Source organism: Veillonella sp. R32, from assembly GCF_010093125.1.
GTDB lineage: Bacteria > Bacillota > Negativicutes > Veillonellales > Veillonellaceae > Veillonella_A.
The window spans coordinates 1-18,715 of record NZ_NMZQ01000022.1 but is presented as its reverse complement, the minus strand read 5'-3'; the positions used below and the strand labels follow the sequence as shown (position 1 = coordinate 18,715).

The following is an 18,715-nucleotide window of genomic DNA, read 5'->3' as shown; positions in this document are numbered from 1 at the left end:
AATGATGCAAGCTTAATCGATCAAAGAGGTGCCGTATGAATTATCTATAGCACATAACCATTGTCCATTAACCTTTCTATATACATAGGTTGCTCTGCGTTCCATACTATATTCTGACTCTTCTTTATTCGTAGCCTCTAATAAGGTTTGTGATAAAACAAGAACTGTATCTCCTGCTTCTATCATCTGCATTTTCCCTTGTGTCGGTACGATACTATTCTTAAAATAAGCAGCGATTTTTATAAATGCTTCTTTAATCTTATCCTTACCTTTTACTTCTAATCCTGGTTTCACCACTAACACAGCATCATCGGTATAAAACTCTAATAAATCATCAAAGCGTTCTTCCTTAATAGCTATATCTGCAGCCCCGATTAGCGCTTTAATTGTCTCATTCATAATACTTACCCTCCGTATGTCCATCATGGGCTTTTTCACAATAATCTATACTTGTGAGTTTGGTACACTTTTTAGCCGCTCGATCATACTCATACACACCCGAATGCGTCACGCGAGCGTCTTTTAAAATAGCTAACACTTGCACTAAATCAGCTTTAGCACATAAAATGCATAGACCACAAGCATGGTGTAGTACAGCCGGGGTTGGAATCAGTTGCAACTTAATCTCCGCTGCTTTTAATGCTTTTTCAGCCTTGGTAGCAAAGTAATAATCAGTAAAAACTATTAAAATTTCCATACCCAGTTTCCTCATACAGCCTATTCAACATTTTTATAATGTCACCATGGATTCCGTCATCATAGCATCGGTAATTGCATACAAATTGGTAATAGAGCCTACCGCTACTTTTTCTTTTAAACCATAAAAATCTAAGCAAATACCACAAGCTGCCAATTCAACCCCTGCAGCAACCAATTTTTGCAAGTTTTCTAAATGGTCAGATCCTTCAGCCACCATTTTAACACCACTATTAATAAAGAATATTTTCGCTGGCTTTACATCTGCTTCGGTTAAACAAAACCAAAAGGTCTTCATCAACGTACGGCCTAAGTCTTGATTTCCTTCACCCAAATAATCCTTTGTCACTAACAAGACTTTACCACCCACGGCTGTAGGCGTGTCTAGCATAGTCATGGTCGCTGGCGTTTCCACCAATGTCACTCCCTCCCCTACGGTAGTTTCATCCATAGCATTAGCTGGGGTTAATGTTATATAAAAATCAGCCCCATCAGCTGCAATTACGACCTGGCACTGACGGGATTGCCCAAACTTAACTACATTATCACGACTCACTTCATTATCTACAATGGTAGTGAATACAGCTGTTGGATTGCTTTCCATAGCCTTCTTTGTTTCAATCACAGGAATCGGACATAATGAGCCTCGTACATCCACAACAATAGTATTAGCCCCCACAAGGGCTGTATTAACTGCTTTACCATTACCTTTATTTGACATAAACTGCATAGTCTCCTTTCGTTACTACCTGCCCAATATTTCGAGCTTGTGTGAGCCCCGCTTGTTTTAAGTCCAACAATAAAGCCTCACCTTCCTCAGCTGGCACAGCTAATAATAGCCCCCCTGAGGTTTGCGGATCGTAACAAATATCACTCCACACTGGTTTTACTGTATCTAAGCCTGCCACTGAGGTAATCGCCTTACGATTACCATAGGTCGCTGCTGGCACAAGTCCCATTTCAGCCGCTTCAATAACGCCGGTAAACAATGGCAATGACTCCGTTTGAAGAACAAGGGAGACTCCGCTACCTTCCGCCATTTCACTACTGTGTCCAAGTAAGCTAAACCCTGTAACATCAGTACAAGCATGAATTGTGAATTGTTTCGCCGTTTCACAAGCCACCTTATTTAATGTACGCATGCTCGCAATGGCTTCATCGGTACCGGCTTGAAATAAACCACCTTTCAAAGCGGTACTCATAACACCTGTACCTAAGGGCTTCGTCAAAATCAACACATCGCCCACTTGAGCCCCACTATTGCGCCACACTTGTTGAGGCTTAACACGGCCAGTCACTGACATACCAAAAATAGGCGTTTCATTTTCAATACTATGGCCACCTACCACTACGACCTGAGCCTCTTTTAAGACGCTCATAGCTCCTTGTAAAACAGCCGTCAAAGCCCCTTGTTCTACCAAAGGCACAGGAAAGCCTACTAAGTTCATAGCCGTCAAGGGTGTACCCCCCATAGCATACACATCACTTAAACTATTAGCAGCTGCAATTTGGCCAAAGAGATAGGGATCATCCACAATGGGCGTAAAAAAATCAACCGTCTGCACTAAGGCCATATCCTCACTTAGCTGATACACACCAGCATCATCAGCGCCTTGCATATTAACCAAAACAGCCTCATTTGTAGGAAATTCTACCCCTGTTAATACAGACTGCAAAATATGAGGCCCCAATTTGCAAGCACAGCCCCCTTTAGCAGCATATGTTGTCAGCTTAACCAAATTACTCACCACCTAAAGACTTTGCTTTTTTCTCCATAAGCGTTGTCGTAGTATTCGCTGTCAGAGCCTCTTCAGCAACTACACGACTCACTATTTTTTTTACAGCTTTTTCAAATTTAGGGCGAGCAATCATCACCTGATGGCCACAACCACGACAAATTATTGTGAAATCGGTGCCAATACGTCGCACTTCCCATTCATCGCTACCACAAGGATGTGATTTTTTCATTTTTACTACATCACCTACATAATATCGTACGAATGCCATACACGCCTCCTCAATAGATTTAATATACAGTACAATTATTGCTAATATTGCTAAATTACGCATCATCAAAGTATACACGCTACATACAAGCTTATTTACTCACAATGTTACAAGTACTCGTTTACTTACAAGGTTACAAACGTTCATTGACTTACGTTTTTAAAATGTTGATTCTCTTATACTTTCTATTATATACCGAATCAAAATTTATGCGTACTGTTTTCTAAAGTGCATCAAATTCTTCATACTACACTATGTATAGTATATAAAAATATATTGTGCACTACCCATAGTAGGTACTCAAGTTAATTCCTACTATTTTATAGGCAATTCTCATTAGAAAACTCTTTTGCAACGATATCCATTCTCAATTTCACAACAAGCATAACCTTGCTTAATTTCCGACATCAACAATCCAAGAAGCCTGTAAAATCAAGCATTGATAATGTTTATCAAATAGATATTTTTTGAAGTTTTTCGATTTCAGGACTTGATTTTCTCAATTTCATAGTCTATAATGTAATCAACAATGATTATTCATTAGTTTGAATTGTTGTAAACATTATAAAGTGTATTTCTAAGCTATTATTAATTTTTTACTTCATGTTTGTAAGTACATTATGATTGTAGTAAAGTTACTACAATAAAGAAGGAGAGATTAACATGTCTGAATTAAAAGGTACAAAAACAGAACAAAACTTACAAGCCGCTTTTGCTGGCGAATCCCAAGCTAACCGCAAATATACTTACTACGCTTCTGCAGCTCGCAAAGCTGGTTTAAACAAAATCGCTGATTACTTCGAAGAAACTGCTTTGAATGAAAGCGCACATGCTAAAGTATGGTTCAAATTATTACACGGTGGCGATGTAAGTGCTGACGTAGTTGTTAACTTAAAAGATGCAGCTGCTGGTGAAAACTACGAACACACTGAAATGTACCCAGAATTTGCTAAAGTAGCAAAAGAAGAAGGTTTCACTAAAATTGCTTACTTGTTCGAACAAGTTGGTAAAATCGAAGCTCGTCATGAACAACGTTATCTTGACTTGGTAGAATATGTAAATGGTGGCCGTGTATTCAAACGCGAACAGCCAGTAGCATGGATCTGTGCAAACTGTGGTTACATTCATGTAGGTACAGAAGCTCCTCAGATTTGCCCAGTATGTGCTCATCCACAAGCATTCTTCTCCCAACACATTGAAACAACTTTATAATTTAAAGTAAACTGTGCGGAAAACACAGTACTCAAGTGAGTTTTCATAATACAAGCAAGTGCTAATCTAAAGCTATACAAGTGCACTATAATCGGTGTATCGATTATCCTAGTATAAAAGGAAATGAGTATTTCCTGATTTAGCATATATTGGAAAGTTCAATTGGTACTAACGCCAAGTGGCGTATTATATGATTTGAAACCAAGTGGTTTCCATAAGAAAGTACGAGAAAAAGGCCCTTCGGGGTCTTTTTCTCGTTTTTATTTACAAAAAGGGATAGGACCTCCTGCATTCAGGCTGTCCTATCCCTTAACTATGATTGTATTTTTAACTACCTTGTAAGATTCCTTTTTCAAAACTCCAGCGATAATCGCCTACGGCCTTCGCTTCTTCCTCATCATGGGTAACCCACAAACAAGGTATATTCCATTCTTTAATAATCGCCACAATATCAGCCTGCACTTGATGACGCAGAGTCCAATCTAATGCAGATAAAGGCTCATCTAACAGTAGTACACATGGTTTTGCATATAAAGCACGCCCTAGGGCTACCCGCTGTTGTTCCCCGCCCGATAGATTTCCCGCCTTCGTATGGCTATATCGTTCTAATTGTAACCGTTCTAAAATATGCGCTAATAAAGGCTCGTCACCGCGTTTACTATACGTAATATTATGTAATACGCTCATATGAGGGAAAATAATATTACCTTGTGGCATATAGCCCACATGACGGGCCTGTGGCTTAACAAATAGGTTTTGTCCATGATGAAACCAATAATTCTCATCTTGTTTGATAAACCCTGCTTTAGGTTTTATTAACCCCGCCAAGCTTTTTATTAGAGTAGACTTGCCATTGCCAGACGCCCCTGTTAATGCCGTAATCCCCACATCCAAAGTTCCCTTACCTTGCACCAAAATCGTAGGCCGCTGTACAGCTATATCAAAATATATCATCTCCGTACCTCCTAACGTTCTTCTTGATAGTGAAATAAGGACCCTTTAGTAATAAAATGTACTGTCCACAAAAGGCCTAACGTAAGGGCACAAATATACACAACTAGCTCAAAAGCCCCCGTATAATCGCCAAATTCTACCAAGGAGTAAATCGCTAACGGCATCGTGCGCGTAACGCCAGGAATATTACCAGCAATCAAGATGGTAGCGCCAAATTCTCCAAGAGCTCGACTAAAGGCTAGGATGCTGCCTGTTAAAATTCCTTTCCAGGCCAAAGGAATCGATATGGTAAAAAAGATGCGCCATTCCGAAGCACCTAAAGTACGGGCCACATCTTCTACAGCAGGATCAATAGATCCTAGGGCAGCGCGTACGGTCTGATAAAACAAAGGAAACCCAATGATAGAAGAAGCTAAAATGGCGCCAGCTTTTGAAAATACCACTTGCCAGCCTTGTGTCTCTAACCAAGCACCTAAGGCATTGCCCGGTGTAAACACTAGCAGTAAAGCAAACCCCACCACGACAGGCGGCAATACAAGCGGCAAGGTTACAATTGAATCAATTAAGGCCTTCCCAGGAAAACGGTAGCGTTTCAGCATATAACAAAGCAATAAGCCCCCTATGACTATGTTACAGAGAGCAATACTTGCTACCTCTAACGATAGCCATAAAGGGCTCATATACAACAACCTTTCTAATTCTTGCAACTCTCTAGAGTTACAATTCCTCAATCACGGACAAATAGTAACTACCGTATATTAATATATCTATTATTAGTAGTATACGCTGTAGTCTTAGTATACAGTCAATTATTTAGCGCTGTTATCTACATTAGTAAAGCCGTATTTTTGTAAAATCTGTTGTGCTTCGTTGCTTGTTAAATATTCATAGAATTGCTGCGCTAAGTCATTATCATATTTCGTTACAATAGCAATAGGATAGCGAATTGAGTCATGACTATCACTTGGTGCCGTAGCTGTAATTTGAACGCGGTCTTTCAAATCAAGGGCATCCGTTTTATATACAAAGCCTGCATCAGCAGAGCCTTCTGCCACATACGCGGCTACCGCTTTAACGTCTTTCGCATACACTACTTTACTTTCTACTTGATCCCATAAGTTTAATTTGGTCAACGTCTGCTTAGCATATTTACCAGCTGGTACTGTTTCTACTGTCCCAAGAGCTAAGCGATTAACACTTGGCAACTGTTCAATCGTAAGCTGTGGTTTATCTTTTAGCACAATTAGTACTAACGAATTCGCTACCAAAGGTTTTACCTTAGTCACTAAATTCTTTTCCTGTAATTGATGCATATTTTTTTCATCAGCCGAAATAAAAATACTAGCTGGGGCCCCATTTTCTATTTGTTGGCGTAATGTACCAGAACCACCAAAATTAAGGGTAATCTGAGTAGGGTCTAAATGACGCGACTTAATAAAATTATCTTTTAATTCATTAGCAGCTGCTTGCAAGCTAGCTGCAGCCGATACAGTGATACTTTCTGATTTCGCTGCTTGCGCCTCTTTTTGATCATTTGACGAGCCTCCACAACCAGACACTGCCAACGCCATGGCGCTCAAAGCTACCATAAGCCACATTCTGTACCGTTTCATAGTAATTGCCTCCTTCAACACACTAAGTAATCTCACATTATTTAGTACACCTACATACAAATGTGCACTATCATTCCCCATATTAAGAATGACTATTTGTAAATTTATTATACTCCATTTACTAAGGAAATGTAATATAAAGCGCCTCTTTTAATTCCCTATTTTTTAGCGGTATTTAAAGCGCATAAGAAATTAGTAATGTATCGACTAAATTCAACCGCCTTTTAGTTGTCTTTTACAATGTAATTGAGTTATAGTATAAATGAAACATAGTGTAATAGTAGTGTAATAGAAATGTAAAGGAGGCCATTCTATTGTCATTATTTCTACATATCTTCTGGACAAGTGTCGTTCCAATTTTAGTCTTAGTTGCGGTAGGCTTCATATTGGATAAAAACTTCAATCTTGATTTGCGATCTTTGAGCAAATTAAACTTCTTCATTCTACTCCCAGCCTATGTATTTAGATCTTTATATACTGCTCACCTAACCACCGAGAGCATTGGTATTTCAGTGTGTGCTTTCATCATACTCTTCTCCAATAGCTTCATGGCCTTAGGGGTTTCTAAATTTTTTGGCTATGATCGAAAAAAAACACAAATTGTGCGCAATGCTACGATGTTCAACAATGGTGGCAACATTGGCGTCGCCATTGCTACCTTCGTATTCTCCAATATGCCTTACATCGTTGATGGGCAAACGCCGTATTTAGAAGCAGGCATTGTCGCCGTTATTGCCACTTTTATTATTCAGACTATCTTCTGTAATACGTTAGGCTTTTACCAAGCTGGTTCTGGCCTCTTAACACGGCACGATGCCTTAAAATTAGTATTTCATATGCCCGTACTCTACGCCGCCCCAGCGGCCTTATTAGCTCGTCTGATTCCTTATGATTTGACGTCCTTAGTCCTTTGGTCACCGCTTAATATCTTTGCTAGCGCTTTCGTAGGTATGGCCATGATTACCTTAGGGGTCCAAATGAGTCGTACCCCTTATAACTTCTTTAAAAAAGATGTTATGATTACGACCTCCTTACGGCTTATAGGCGGACCTATTCTAGCATGTATTGTCATGCTCTTATACATTGTCTTCTATAAACCAGTAGACCCTATTGCAGCCCAAGCTATTATTATTACCTATAGCGTACCGTCTGCCGTTAATACAGCCCTCATTGCCTTTGAAATGAAAAACAATCCAGAGTTTGCTACCCAAGTGGTTATGTCTACTACTTTGCTCTCTGCTATAACCATGCCGTTAGCCATTCTCTTTGCTTATTATACCTTCCCTATTTAATTACAACGTGATATATATCACCTCTAAAACTACATAGTTTTGCACCGTTAGGCTTGCCTAACGGTGTTTTTTTATGCACCTTTACATATAATCATTTTTAGTATGTCCAAGTTATATTACTTTCTTAAGGAATTTTTATGAATTCATATTGCATTTTTATACTATATAGGTGTATAATTCCAAGCATAGAATTTTTATGCGCGTTTTATGAATATTAATTCTTTCGAGATATAGTTATTATCTCGCCACTAAACGAAGTTAAACTAACAACGCTAGTAAGTTATACCTTTATATAAGGAAAAATTACGAATACATATTCACCAAACGATTAACAAGTATTAGAGGAGCGATTCAAATGACCAAAGTAAGTATTATTGGTGCCACCGGCTATGCAGGCGCCGAATTAGTTAAATTACTATTACAACATCCTAAAGTAACCATAACGCACGTAACGTCTGAAAGTCATGCAGGCAAAGCCTTAAGTGATGTATATCCCCATCTGCTAGGCCTTACCACCCTAACCTTAGAAAGCCTAAATGCTTTACCAACCATTGCCCAAGATAGCGACTTTATCTTCGTCGCTTTACCCCATGGACATGCTATGAAAGTAGGGTTAGCCTTAGAAAATACGGCCGCACGCTTAATTGACTTAGGCGCTGATTATCGTTTCAGCAACACAGCTACTTATGAAACTTGGTATCATGTAGCCCATACGCACCCTAAGGCTAACAGAGTCTACGGCTTAGCAGAATTAAATCGTGAAGCCATTAAAACCGCGAAGATTATCGGCAATGCCGGTTGCTACACAACGGCTTCCATCTTAGCCCTAGCCCCATTAGTTAAAGCCAAACTCATCGATACTTCGACTATTATTATCGATGCTAAATCGGGTACTTCAGGTGCTGGTCGTTCACCAAAAGAAGATACTCATTATCCTGAATTCTATGATGCTTTTAAGGCCTATGGTGTAGCCAAGCATCGCCATACTCCGGAAATAGAACAAGCGCTAAGCGAACTAAATGAAGCACCGGTACTTATTAACTTCACACCCCATTTAGTACCTATGAGTCGTGGCATCTTAGCCACCGCCTACGCCAATTTATTACCATCAGTAAGTATTGATGAAGTAACTAAAGCCTTTGAAAGGGCCTATGGCCAGGAACCCTTCGTCCGATTACGTGGCGAAGGCGCCTATCCTAATACAAAATATGTACGGGGCTCCAATTTTATTGATTTAGGTTGGCATGTAGATCCCCGTACCCATCGGGTTATCGTCCTCAGTGCTATCGACAATCTAGTCAAAGGCGCGGCTGGTCAAGCCATTCAAAATTTAAACATCGCTTGTGGCTATGAAGAAACAACCGGTTTACAATTAGTGCCTATGTATCCATAAGACCTGTACCTGATGCTATATCATCCGTAATTTGTATATCCTTTTCACCACCAAGGAGGTCCTTCCCATGAAACAAACTATTACATTAGATACCATATCCCAAGGCGTTACTTACGCTAAAGGCTTTCAAGCCATCGGCATTCAAGCTGGTTTAAAGAAAAGTGGCAAACATGATTTAGCCTTAATTTATACCGCTAAAAAAGCTGCTGTAGCCGGCACTTTCACCCAAAATAAAGTGGCCGCGGCCCCCGTGTATGTTTCCAAAGAAACCGTAGCTACCGGCACAGCCCATGCCATTATTTCCAACGCCGGCTGTGCCAATGCTTGCACCGGTGCGCAAGGCCTGGCAGATGCTCACACCATGGCCAAAACTACTGCTGCAGCCCTTCATTGTGAGCCTCAAGATATTATCGTAGGTTCCACCGGTATTATTGGCCAACAATTACCCATTCAAGATATTACGAAAGCTATTCCTACCTTAGTAGATAGTTTAACCTTTGACGGCTCTGAATTAGCTGGTAAAGCAATTTTAACCACCGATACCTATTCTAAAACAGCGAGTACACATTTCACCATCGATGGTAAAGACATTCATATGGGCGCTATTGCTAAAGGCTCCGGCATGATTCGCCCTAACATGGCCACAATGCTTTGCTATATCACTACCGATTTAGCAATTACGCCTACGTTACTTCAAAAAGCCTTGCACGCTTGTGTAGCTAAATCCTTCAATATGATTTCCGTAGACGGTGATATGAGTACCAATGATATGGCTATCGTCCTTGCCAACGGAGCTGCTGAAAATACAGTAATTGACACGGAAAACGAAGATTTCTATCTCTTCCAAGAAGCCCTCATGGCCATTACTGTATCCCTAGCCAAACAAATTGCCGCCGATGGCGAAGGAGCTAGCAAGTTCATTACTATCAATGTAGAAGGCGCTACGGATTTTGAAAACGCTAAGCTCGTAGGTATGACAATTGCCAATTCACCACTCGTGAAAACAGCCTTTTTTGGCGAAGATCCAAACTGGGGGCGCCTCATTTGTGCAGCCGGCTATGCAGGGGCACCTATGAATCCTGACACAACAGTTTTAAAAATCGGTGGTATTACCATTTTTAAAAACGGTATGGGTGCTGTATATAATGAAAAAGCGTTAAAAGATATTATGAGTGCCCACGATATAACAGTTACCGTAGAACTCAATGAAGGCGATGCCAACGCAACCGTTTGGACCTGCGACCTAACCTATGACTACGTAAAAATCAACGGCGAATATCATACCTGATTCGCTCAGCCTCTATTAGAAAGGAACCCTTCCTATGATCAACGAACTCAACCCTATAAATATAGCCCCTGTCCATAGTCCTGATGAAGTGGCCGCCCACACCACCTTAAGTGCTGCCAGCAAAGCCTCTATCCTCATTGAAGCCTTGCCTTATATCCAAAAGTTTGCCGGCAAAACTATGGTCATCAAATACGGTGGCAATGCCATGATTAGTGAGGAATTAAAAAACAAAGTAATGCAAGATATTGCCCTTATGAAATGCATCGGCATTCGTCCTGTCCTCGTCCACGGTGGTGGCCCAGATATTACCAACTTTTTAGAAAAAGTAGGAAAAACAAGTACCTTTGTTAGCGGGCTGCGCGTAACCGATGCAGAAACGGTCACCATTGCGCAAATGGTATTAGGTGGCAAAATCAATGCGGAAATTGTCAGTCGCCTTAACAGCCTAGGCATTCCCGCGATTGGTCTAACCGGCAAAGATGCCAATCTATTAAAAGCCCATAAAAAATTGGCCGAAGTCCATGAAGCTAACGGCCAAACGAATCATGTAGATATTGGGTTTGTAGGCGAAGTAACCGCTGTTAATACGCAATTAATTAACGACTTACTCGATAATGGGTATGTCCCTGTCATTTCTCCAATTGGGGCCGGTAAAGGGGAAACGACTTACAATATCAACGCAGACTATGTAGCAGCAGAAGTAGCGGGCGCCTTGCAAGCAGAAAAACTGCTCATGCTCACTAATACTAAGGGGATTTATACCGCCCTCGACGACCCTAAATCCTTCTTGTCCAGCATTCCTCAAACGGAAGCAACCGCTTTAATTGAAAACGGAACCATTCAAGGTGGCATGATTCCCAAAGTAGAAGCCGTCTTACACGCTTTGCAATGTGGCACCAAACGAGTGAGTATCATCGACGGCCGTGAACCACATGCATTATTATTAGAACTTTTCACCAATAAAGGGATTGGCACTGAAATTATTTAAGGAGGTTTCCCCATGAATACAACTGACATTATAAATCATGATAAAAACGATTATTTTCCCGTCTTTGCCCGGTATGACATTGTCCTTGACCATGGTGAAGGCCCTTATCTATACGATACTAATGGCAAGCAATATTTAGACTATTTAGCGGGTATTGCCGTTAATGTAGTGGGGCACAATTATCCACCGTTAGTAAAAGCCATCGCCGAACAAGCCAGTAAAATGATTCATTGCTCTAATCTCTATTACACAGAAGTACAAGCCCAAGCAGCAGCTAAATTAAAAGCCTTAAGCGGCATGGATAAAGTCTTCTTTGCCAATTCAGGAGCAGAAGCGAATGAAGGGGCTATCAAACTGGCCCGTAAATATGCTACCGCCAAAGATCCCGAAAAAATTCAGATTATTTCCGCGATTCATAGTTTTCATGGCCGTACGATTGCTACCTTAACCGCTACGGGGCAAGATAAATATCATCAAGGCTTTGGGCCCTTACCAGCGGGCTTCGACTATGTACCATATGGCGATATAGACGCACTAACAGCTATGGTGTCCGATAAAACTTGTGCGATTCTTTTAGAAGCGATTCAAGGCGAAGGCGGTGTCCATGTACCACCAGCTGACTACCTCCAAGCGGTAAAAGAACTGTGTGACAAACATGATGTTCTTCTTATTATTGATGAAATCCAAGCAGGTATGGGCCGAACTGGCAAATTCTTTGCGTATCAACATTTTGGCATTCAGCCAGATATTGTTACCTTAGCCAAAGGTCTAGCCGGCGGGGTTCCGATTGGCGCCTTTTTAAGTACGAATAAATTAGCCCATACCTTCAAAGCCGGAGACCATGGCTCCACCTTTGGTGGCAATCCACTAGCATGCGCCGCAGCTAATGCCGTGTTAACAGCTATTGAAAACGAACATCTCATGGACAATGCTGCCACTGTAGGGCATTACCTATTAGAACAGTTAAACCAATTAAAAGCCAAATATCCTAGCTTAATTACCGACGTACGAGGCAAGGGGCTTATGGTCGGCGTGGAACTGACTAAACCAGGCCGTGACATCGTTAACGATTGCCTACAAAAAGGCCTCATCATCAATTGCACGGCCAACACAGTGCTACGGTTCGTTCCACCATTAATTATCACCAAAGACCACGTAGATCTACTAATTTCTGTATTAAATAACGTATTACCAACGCATGTACAATAAAATTTAATTAGCACGATTCATTATCATATATAGCCATGAGCAAAGGAGTAACTTATGAAACACGGTGACGATTTTATTTCTATTCACGACCTTTCTACCGAAGAAGTTTGGCAATTATTAAATTTAGCAGCCGACTTGAAACAAAAACAAAAAGCAGGCATTCCACATCCTTATTTGCAAGGTAAAACCTTAGGTATGATTTTTGAAAAAGCCTCCACCCGTACTCGTGTTTCCTTTGAAACAGGTATTTACCAATTAGGCGGCCAAGGCCTTTTCTTATCGGGCCGCGACTTACAAATTGGTCGTGGTGAACCTATTAAAGATACGGCTCGCGTATTATCTCGTTATGTAGATGGCATCATGATTCGTACCTTTGCTCATGATACAGTATTAGAGCTAGCTCACTATGCGGATGTACCTGTCATTAATGCCCTTACCGACTTATTACACCCTTGTCAAGCAATGGCCGATATGATGACCGCCATTGAATATAAAGGTAGCGATTTAAGTGGCAAAAAACTTACCTTCATTGGTGATGGCAATAATATGGCTCATTCGTTAATGTTTGCCTGCGCCAAACTTGGTATGCATTTCACCTTTGCTGGTCCTAAAGGCTATGAACCTAATAAAAAAATTGTTGAATTAGCCACAGCAGATGCCAAAATCACGGGCGGTACTATTGAAATTCTCAATGATCCTATGGCTGCCGCTAAAGATTCCGATATTTTCTATACCGATGTATATGCTAGTATGGGCCAAGAAGCCGAATACGAAGCAAGGCTTAAGATTTTCAAAGGCTTCCAAGTGAATAGTAAGGTCCTTAGTGTAGCACAACCAGATGCTATCGTTATGCATTGTTTACCAGCTCATCGGGAAGAAGAAATTACCGATGAAGTATTTGAAGCCCAAGCACAGGTTATTTTTGACGAAGCAGAAAATCGCTTACATATGCAAAAAGCTATTATGGCCACCATTATGTAGCTCTTATTTTAAGTTCTTATCTTTAAACCCTTAATTGCAAGTTCTTAATTGTAAAATCTTAATTGCAAGCGCTTAATTGTAAGCTCTTATTTTTAAACCCATGTTTTTAATCTCTCAATCGTAAGTCTTTAATTGTAAACCATATAAAAATAATAGGTTGATAAAAAGAGCCTCCCCTTGTATACTTATAGTTAGGTATAGTAAGAGGAGGTCTTTTCTATGAAAACACGATTATTATTTCGCGCTGCTTTAATTATTGCTTTATTAGCGGTTGGCGCACGCATTCAAATTCCACTACCTTATTTTGATTATTACACGTTGCAATTTACCTTTGTATTGTTAGCCGCCGTTATTTTACCACCGCGCTATGCTTGGGGTGCTGTTGGTACCTATGTACTCATGGGGCTCATTGGTATTCCTATTTTTGCTGGTGGCGGTGGACTCGGCTATATCGTACGTCCTAGCTTTGGCTATTTAATAGGCTTTATTTTCACAGCAGGCATCTTATCGTATGTAAAACATCATTACCAAATTCACAGCCGCAAGGGGTATTTTGGCCTAAATTGTTTAGGGATTATTATCACGTATCTCTTTGGTTTATCTTACAAAATCGCCATGTTGGCCCTTTATTTAAATGAAACGGTTCCATTAAATGATATTTTTCATGTAGCTTTTGCCTTTGATATTCCTGCTGATTTTCTCATGATTATTATTTTATCTGCTGCCGAAGTACCCATTGTAAATGCCTTACAAAGCTTAAATCAACGCGCTCTATCTCATTAAGCAAAGCCTATAACCATATACGGATTAATACAGGTTATGGAGTTATGAAATTATAGAGTTATGGAATTATAGAGGCTTATAGATTAAAATACAAATACTACACAAATAAAGCCCCCTATGTTAGTTGAACCGACCTCCATAAAAGTTAGAATTTTAGATCTAACTTTATGGGGTCGGTGCATTAATCACAAACAACTAACATAGGGGGCTTTTTAGGTTACAAGACTACGCTACAACCACATTATAGGCCCCAAGTTAAACTCGTCATACTTAAACTCCCCCATACATAATCATGGGAGCTGATAGCAAGCGGTGGCAAGATTAATTCATCCACAGCCCCTTCGCCTAACACAGCGCCTAAGCAATAATATAAAGGTGCCAAATGATCAGGTGAAGCCGCCGCTACTTGAGCACCTGGTAGCTGTTCCCAATGCAAGGCCCCTGCTAAATCATTGTCCTTAGTAGGATCCAATTTGCGCAACAAAGTTTCTTCAAAATCTTCTGCTTGCGGTAATGCGGCGTTCCCCATATTAGGGTCAATAAGTCGCAAATTATGAACAATATCTCCACTCCCCATAATAAGAACGCCTTCATCACGCAATACAGCGAGTTTCTGACCTAGTGCAAACCATTGACGAGCATCTGCTTTATAATTAACAGATAATTGAACCACAGGAATATCTACCTTAGGGAACATCTTCAATAAAGGTGCATAAGCGCCATGGTCATAACCACGTCCCATTTTTACAGAAACTTCACGCCCTAATAAGGCTTGCACCGATGCAATTAACTCGTTAGAGGTATGTGCTGGATACTGTAAAGCATAAATAGGATCTGGAAAACCGTACATATCATAAATCATAGCTGGTTTTTCATCACCTTGTACAAAACTCCCTGCCGTATACCAATGGGCAGAAATCATTAAAATAGCTTTAGGTCTAGGGGTAATCGCTGCCATCGCTTCCCAGTCCTTAGTCCAAGGATTTTCTTCAATCAAATTCATAGGAGAACCATGGCCAATAAATAAAACTGGCATACACCCGCTGGTGGCTTTTACCCCTTTTTCAGAATCTAATGTCTCTACAGCACCACCTGCTTGTATACTCATTGTTTCGTTTGTCATACTCATAATAACTACCTCTCACTCTCTATAATTACTTGTATACGTTAGTACATCTCTGAATATATCGAAACATATCGGAACATATCTAAACATATCCGCACATATTCGAGCATATCAGAACATCTCCAAACATATCCAAATATAGCCAAACAACTCCCTATATATCCGCACTAAGCTTAACATATATACAGGCTATAACCTTCATGTATTGTTACAACACTATTATAAGATGTAATATTAATTATTACAAATAAAATTTATTTATAATTGTAACTCTTTATATTACAAGATATTCGTATTGTTCATTCATATTATATTTATACACATTATGTATACTTACTATATGATTAATCATATTTTTTCTAGTAATTTCACATTCTTATTATAAGAAAGAGGTTTACGATGAAACAAACACTTTATAAAAATACAATGAATATACACAACAAAAATCACTCTATCAATAAATTTTTATTAACTACTGCTGTGCTAACAGTCCTAGCTATAGGCTCCGTTTCAGCAAATACGGCAGCTACCATAGGTCCTTCCACAGCACCTGCAATAGCTACTTCAACAGCATCTGCAATGGCCACTTCAACAGCGCCTACCCCCATGTTACCCCCACCTGATATGCATGAAATGTCAGAAGATGCCTCCTATGACTATGGCGCTACTAAAATTGTAAATGCCCGCACGGAAACTATCAGCAACGATGTAAGCAATAGTAAAACCGACGAAAATGTAATTCTTGCTAAAAAAACGGGCATCGCCAACGTTAATAATATAACAATCACTAAAACAGGCAATACTTCAAATGCAGATATGAGTAACTTCCAGGGCCAAAATGCTGCCGTATTAGCTACACCAAGCAGCACTATCTATCTAGCCGATACAACTATAAACACTGATGCCGATGGTTCTAATGCCGTATTTGCCAGTGGCACTAATGCAAAAATTGAAGCTAAACAGGTTACTATCCACACTAAACAAAATTCCTCACGAGGCCTAGATGCCACTTATAACGGAATTGTAATTGGTGAAAATGTCACCATTACTACAGAAGGCGATCACAGTGCCTCCTTAGCCACTGACCGTGGTGAAGGAACGATTAACGTTTCAGGGGCCACCCTTCATACCAGTGGTCAAGGTAGTCCAGTTATTTATTCCACAGGTAACATTACCTTACAAAATGGGATTGGCAAAGCTACAGGCAGTGAAATTGGAGTCATCGAAGGGAAAAACAGCATGACCATCGTTAATTCCGACCTAACAGGCCATGTAGACAACGGTTTCATGCTGTACCAAAGTTTTTCTGGTGATGCAGAAAGTGGTATTGCCCGACTTGATGCAAGTAACTCGAAGCTCACCACTTACGCAGATGGCGCTTTCATCCATGTCAATAATACACAGGCTGAAACGACATTGGAAAACGACGAAATCATCATGCCTAACACAAATACGCTCATCAATGCAGCGGCTAGCCGTTGGGGAAATGAAGGAGAAAATGGTGGTCATTTAACCTTTACTGCTAAAAATCAACAGTTAACGGGGAATATCGTAGCCGATTCCATCAGTACTATCGACATTTCGCTCACTAATAGCTCTACCCTAACTGGCGCTATTAATCCTAATAATCAGGCCCAGTCCATTACGCTGAAATTAAGTAAAGATTCTGTCTGGAACGTAACAGAGGATTCCAATATAACCAACTTAACTAATGAAGATCCTACTAATAGCAATATCCATACTAATGGTCATATTGTCAAAGTAGCCGGTACTGTGTTGAAATAATAAAATGAATACATAAGAATTACACAATAATAAGAATTGCATTTCGATTTTATTTTTAACTTTAATTTTGACTTTGATTTTAAATTTTAAATTTAAAATTTAAAACTTCTAATTCTCGATTCCTATTTTTTTATTTAGATTTTGAATTTCTGAATTTTAATTTAGAGCGTATAAATCAAAATTAACTTCATAAGATAGAATTAATACTTACAAACGATTAGACAAAATAAAGACTTACCTTGAAATTACTAGCGAGAATATTGAGGCTAGTATTAACCAGGTAAGTCTTTTTTGTTTTTAACAAAACTTCAAACCACTTACACGTATGTATAAGGCCTATGAAGAAACAAAAGATACAACGTGGCTTGACAAACTTCAATCCACTTACACGCATGTATAGGACTATTCATCCCCTACTCTTTCTTACTTTTCTATTAAAACTTCAATCCACTTACACACATGTATAAGACTATCCCTATCTTTTGCGAGTTATCGAGCGTGGTTGAACTTCAATCCACTTACACACACGTATAAGACTTAGTTAAGATGCTATTGCCCCAATTTGCCATTAATCTTCAATCCACTTACACACACGTATAAGACTAAGTCAGTTAACTGGCGTAAATATTAACTCTGACTCTTCAATCCACTTACACACACGTATAAGACTTTATGCTGGGAATGTCATCACATAAGGGGGCATGTCTTCAATCCACTTACACACACGTATAAGACTAATAATTTAAATGCTTCTGCTTGCGATTTAGTAGCGTCTTCAATCCACTTACACACATGTATAAGACGGCATTTTACCTACGGCGGGGACATTGGATTATGGCCTTCAATCCACTTACACACATGTATAAGAGTTCAATTTTTAAATACGTTGTAGTAATTGTATTTCCTTCAATCCACTTACACACATGTATAAGGCCAAGACTACCAGCAATAAACATCATATCTCTCGGTCCTTCAATCCACTTACACACATGTATAAGACGGAGGTGGTACACCTTGAAAACAAAGTCATACTATCCTTCAATCCACTTACACACATGTATAAGACTAGACCTGACATCCCTTCTTGACCTGCCAACATAACTTCAATCCACTTACACACATGTATAAGACTAGAAATTAAGATAGTATAAAATATTTTGTGTAAACAGTTCTCTTATGACTTATGGTAACACAGATTTAATTAAAGCTCTAGTATCAGATTCTTCTATTACAGATGTTTTTCGTAAAGAACTTGAAAAAACAATTAATTTATTATTAGAAACAGAGTTAACAGAATTTTTATCTTACGAAAAATATGCTGTTGAAGGGTATAATACTGGTAATTCTAGAAATGGATATTATGTCCGGCATCTAAAAACTCAATTTGG

19 protein-coding genes and 1 pseudogene are annotated in these 18,715 nt (G+C 39.6%); 10 read left to right on the top strand and 10 right to left on the bottom strand.

The window, feature by feature from the left end; all coding sequences use genetic code 11:
* Nucleotides 1-12: 12 nt before the first annotated feature.
* From VER_RS05390 to VER_RS05370, 5 genes are read right to left on the bottom strand one after another with little or no spacing between them, the layout of a single operon-like run.
* Entirely contained in the window at nt 13-399 is a 387-nt protein-coding gene (locus VER_RS05390) for an SgcJ/EcaC family oxidoreductase (RefSeq protein ID WP_162099856.1), read from the bottom strand.
* A complete protein-coding gene (locus tag VER_RS05385; protein WP_162099855.1) occupies nt 392-697 on the bottom strand; it encodes a DUF3343 domain-containing protein in 306 nt (101 codons plus the stop codon). Before VER_RS05385 ends, VER_RS05390 begins: the two co-directional genes overlap by 8 nt.
* A 33-nt stretch (nt 698-730) precedes the next feature.
* On the bottom strand, nt 731-1,417 hold the full coding sequence (gene yedF, locus VER_RS05380) for a sulfurtransferase-like selenium metabolism protein YedF (protein ID WP_162099854.1): 687 nt from the start codon (nt 1,415-1,417) through the stop codon (nt 731-733).
* Nucleotides 1,407-2,444, bottom strand: a complete 1,038-nt coding sequence (gene selD, locus VER_RS05375) for a selenide, water dikinase SelD (protein WP_238390147.1) — start codon at nt 2,442-2,444, stop codon at nt 1,407-1,409. Before selD ends, yedF begins: the two co-directional genes overlap by 11 nt.
* Complete coding sequence (locus tag VER_RS05370) at nt 2,437-2,703, bottom strand: DUF951 domain-containing protein (RefSeq protein WP_162099852.1); 267 nt, start codon at nt 2,701-2,703, stop codon at nt 2,437-2,439. Before VER_RS05370 ends, selD begins: the two co-directional genes overlap by 8 nt.
* A gap of 663 nt (nt 2,704-3,366) precedes the next feature.
* Here VER_RS05370 and rbr point away from each other — a divergent pair.
* Nucleotides 3,367-3,915 (top strand): rubrerythrin, encoded by a 549-nt coding sequence (gene rbr / locus VER_RS05365; RefSeq protein WP_162099851.1) that lies wholly within the window; start codon nt 3,367-3,369, stop codon nt 3,913-3,915.
* Between the two features lie 327 nt (nt 3,916-4,242).
* Here rbr and VER_RS05360 read toward each other — a convergent pair whose 3' ends face one another.
* From VER_RS05360 to modA, 3 genes are all read right to left on the bottom strand, one after another.
* The gene (locus VER_RS05360) at nt 4,243-4,869 is read right to left on the bottom strand and encodes an ATP-binding cassette domain-containing protein (RefSeq protein WP_162099850.1); all 627 of its coding nucleotides are present in this window, start codon (nt 4,867-4,869) and stop codon (nt 4,243-4,245) included.
* Between the two features lie 11 nt (nt 4,870-4,880).
* On the bottom strand, nt 4,881-5,549 hold the full coding sequence (modB, locus tag VER_RS05355) for a molybdate ABC transporter permease subunit (RefSeq protein WP_162099849.1): 669 nt from the start codon (nt 5,547-5,549) through the stop codon (nt 4,881-4,883).
* Nucleotides 5,550-5,678: 129 nt separating this feature from the next.
* Nucleotides 5,679-6,482 (bottom strand): molybdate ABC transporter substrate-binding protein, encoded by an 804-nt coding sequence (gene modA / locus VER_RS05350; protein WP_162099848.1) that lies wholly within the window; start codon nt 6,480-6,482, stop codon nt 5,679-5,681.
* A gap of 314 nt (nt 6,483-6,796) precedes the next feature.
* On the opposite strand from modA, the gene VER_RS05345 reads away from it, so the two are divergent.
* From VER_RS05345 to VER_RS05315, 7 genes are all read left to right on the top strand, one after another.
* Nucleotides 6,797-7,774, top strand: a complete 978-nt coding sequence (locus VER_RS05345) for an AEC family transporter (protein WP_162099847.1) — start codon at nt 6,797-6,799, stop codon at nt 7,772-7,774.
* Nucleotides 7,775-8,129: 355 nt separating this feature from the next.
* Nucleotides 8,130-9,167: an N-acetyl-gamma-glutamyl-phosphate reductase gene (gene argC / locus VER_RS05340; RefSeq protein WP_162099846.1), complete on the top strand. Its 1,038-nt coding sequence runs from the start codon at nt 8,130-8,132 to the stop codon at nt 9,165-9,167.
* Nucleotides 9,168-9,234: 67 nt separating this feature from the next.
* The gene (gene argJ / locus VER_RS05335) at nt 9,235-10,455 is read left to right on the top strand and encodes a bifunctional glutamate N-acetyltransferase/amino-acid acetyltransferase ArgJ (RefSeq protein WP_162099845.1); all 1,221 of its coding nucleotides are present in this window, start codon (nt 9,235-9,237) and stop codon (nt 10,453-10,455) included.
* 34 nt (nt 10,456-10,489) lie between these two features.
* The gene (gene argB / locus VER_RS05330; protein ID WP_162099844.1) at nt 10,490-11,443 is read left to right on the top strand and encodes an acetylglutamate kinase; all 954 of its coding nucleotides are present in this window, start codon (nt 10,490-10,492) and stop codon (nt 11,441-11,443) included.
* Between the two features lie 12 nt (nt 11,444-11,455).
* Nucleotides 11,456-12,652: an acetylornithine transaminase gene (locus VER_RS05325; protein ID WP_162099843.1), complete on the top strand. Its 1,197-nt coding sequence runs from the start codon at nt 11,456-11,458 to the stop codon at nt 12,650-12,652.
* Between the two features lie 54 nt (nt 12,653-12,706).
* Complete coding sequence (gene argF, locus VER_RS05320; RefSeq protein WP_162099842.1) at nt 12,707-13,633, top strand: ornithine carbamoyltransferase; 927 nt, start codon at nt 12,707-12,709, stop codon at nt 13,631-13,633.
* Between the two features lie 219 nt (nt 13,634-13,852).
* A complete protein-coding gene (locus tag VER_RS05315; RefSeq protein ID WP_162099841.1) occupies nt 13,853-14,416 on the top strand; it encodes a biotin transporter BioY in 564 nt (187 codons plus the stop codon).
* Nucleotides 14,417-14,657: 241 nt separating this feature from the next.
* On the opposite strand, the gene VER_RS05310 is transcribed toward VER_RS05315, so the two are convergent.
* On the bottom strand, nt 14,658-15,545 hold the full coding sequence (locus tag VER_RS05310) for a class III extradiol ring-cleavage dioxygenase (protein WP_162099840.1): 888 nt from the start codon (nt 15,543-15,545) through the stop codon (nt 14,658-14,660).
* Nucleotides 15,546-15,988: 443 nt separating this feature from the next.
* Entirely contained in the window at nt 15,989-16,150 is a 162-nt protein-coding gene (locus VER_RS05305) for a hypothetical protein (protein ID WP_162099839.1), read from the bottom strand.
* Between the two features lie 25 nt (nt 16,151-16,175).
* Here VER_RS05305 and VER_RS05300 point away from each other — a divergent pair, with 25 nt between their 5' ends.
* Together VER_RS05300 and VER_RS05295 are read left to right on the top strand one after the other, a co-directional pair.
* On the top strand, nt 16,176-17,327 hold the full coding sequence (locus tag VER_RS05300; RefSeq protein WP_162099838.1) for a hypothetical protein: 1,152 nt from the start codon (nt 16,176-16,178) through the stop codon (nt 17,325-17,327).
* 1,239 nt (nt 17,328-18,566) lie between these two features.
* Nucleotides 18,567-18,715: pseudogene (locus VER_RS05295) on the top strand (transposase); the annotation flags it as partial.

Coding starts and splice junctions, on each gene's coding strand:
- VER_RS05315 (WP_162099841.1), top strand. CDS start 13,853: ATGAAAACACGATTATTATTTCGCGCTGCTTTAATTATTGCTTTATTA.
- VER_RS05370 (WP_162099852.1), bottom strand. CDS start 2,703: ATGGCATTCGTACGATATTATGTAGGTGATGTAGTAAAAATGAAAAAA.
- VER_RS05325 (WP_162099843.1), top strand. CDS start 11,456: ATGAATACAACTGACATTATAAATCATGATAAAAACGATTATTTTCCC.
- argJ (WP_162099845.1), top strand. CDS start 9,235: ATGAAACAAACTATTACATTAGATACCATATCCCAAGGCGTTACTTAC.
- argC (WP_162099846.1), top strand. CDS start 8,130: ATGACCAAAGTAAGTATTATTGGTGCCACCGGCTATGCAGGCGCCGAA.
- modA (WP_162099848.1), bottom strand. CDS start 6,482: ATGAAACGGTACAGAATGTGGCTTATGGTAGCTTTGAGCGCCATGGCG.
- VER_RS05360 (WP_162099850.1), bottom strand. CDS start 4,869: ATGATATATTTTGATATAGCTGTACAGCGGCCTACGATTTTGGTGCAA.
- VER_RS05305 (WP_162099839.1), bottom strand. CDS start 16,150: ATGGGGGTAGGCGCTGTTGAAGTGGCCATTGCAGATGCTGTTGAAGTA.
- yedF (WP_162099854.1), bottom strand. CDS start 1,417: ATGTCAAATAAAGGTAATGGTAAAGCAGTTAATACAGCCCTTGTGGGG.
- VER_RS05300 (WP_162099838.1), top strand. CDS start 16,176: ATGTCAGAAGATGCCTCCTATGACTATGGCGCTACTAAAATTGTAAAT.
- VER_RS05310 (WP_162099840.1), bottom strand. CDS start 15,545: ATGAGTATGACAAACGAAACAATGAGTATACAAGCAGGTGGTGCTGTA.
- rbr (WP_162099851.1), top strand. CDS start 3,367: ATGTCTGAATTAAAAGGTACAAAAACAGAACAAAACTTACAAGCCGCT.
- modB (WP_162099849.1), bottom strand. CDS start 5,549: ATGAGCCCTTTATGGCTATCGTTAGAGGTAGCAAGTATTGCTCTCTGT.
- VER_RS05390 (WP_162099856.1), bottom strand. CDS start 399: ATGAATGAGACAATTAAAGCGCTAATCGGGGCTGCAGATATAGCTATT.
- argB (WP_162099844.1), top strand. CDS start 10,490: ATGATCAACGAACTCAACCCTATAAATATAGCCCCTGTCCATAGTCCT.
- argF (WP_162099842.1), top strand. CDS start 12,707: ATGAAACACGGTGACGATTTTATTTCTATTCACGACCTTTCTACCGAA.
- VER_RS05385 (WP_162099855.1), bottom strand. CDS start 697: ATGGAAATTTTAATAGTTTTTACTGATTATTACTTTGCTACCAAGGCT.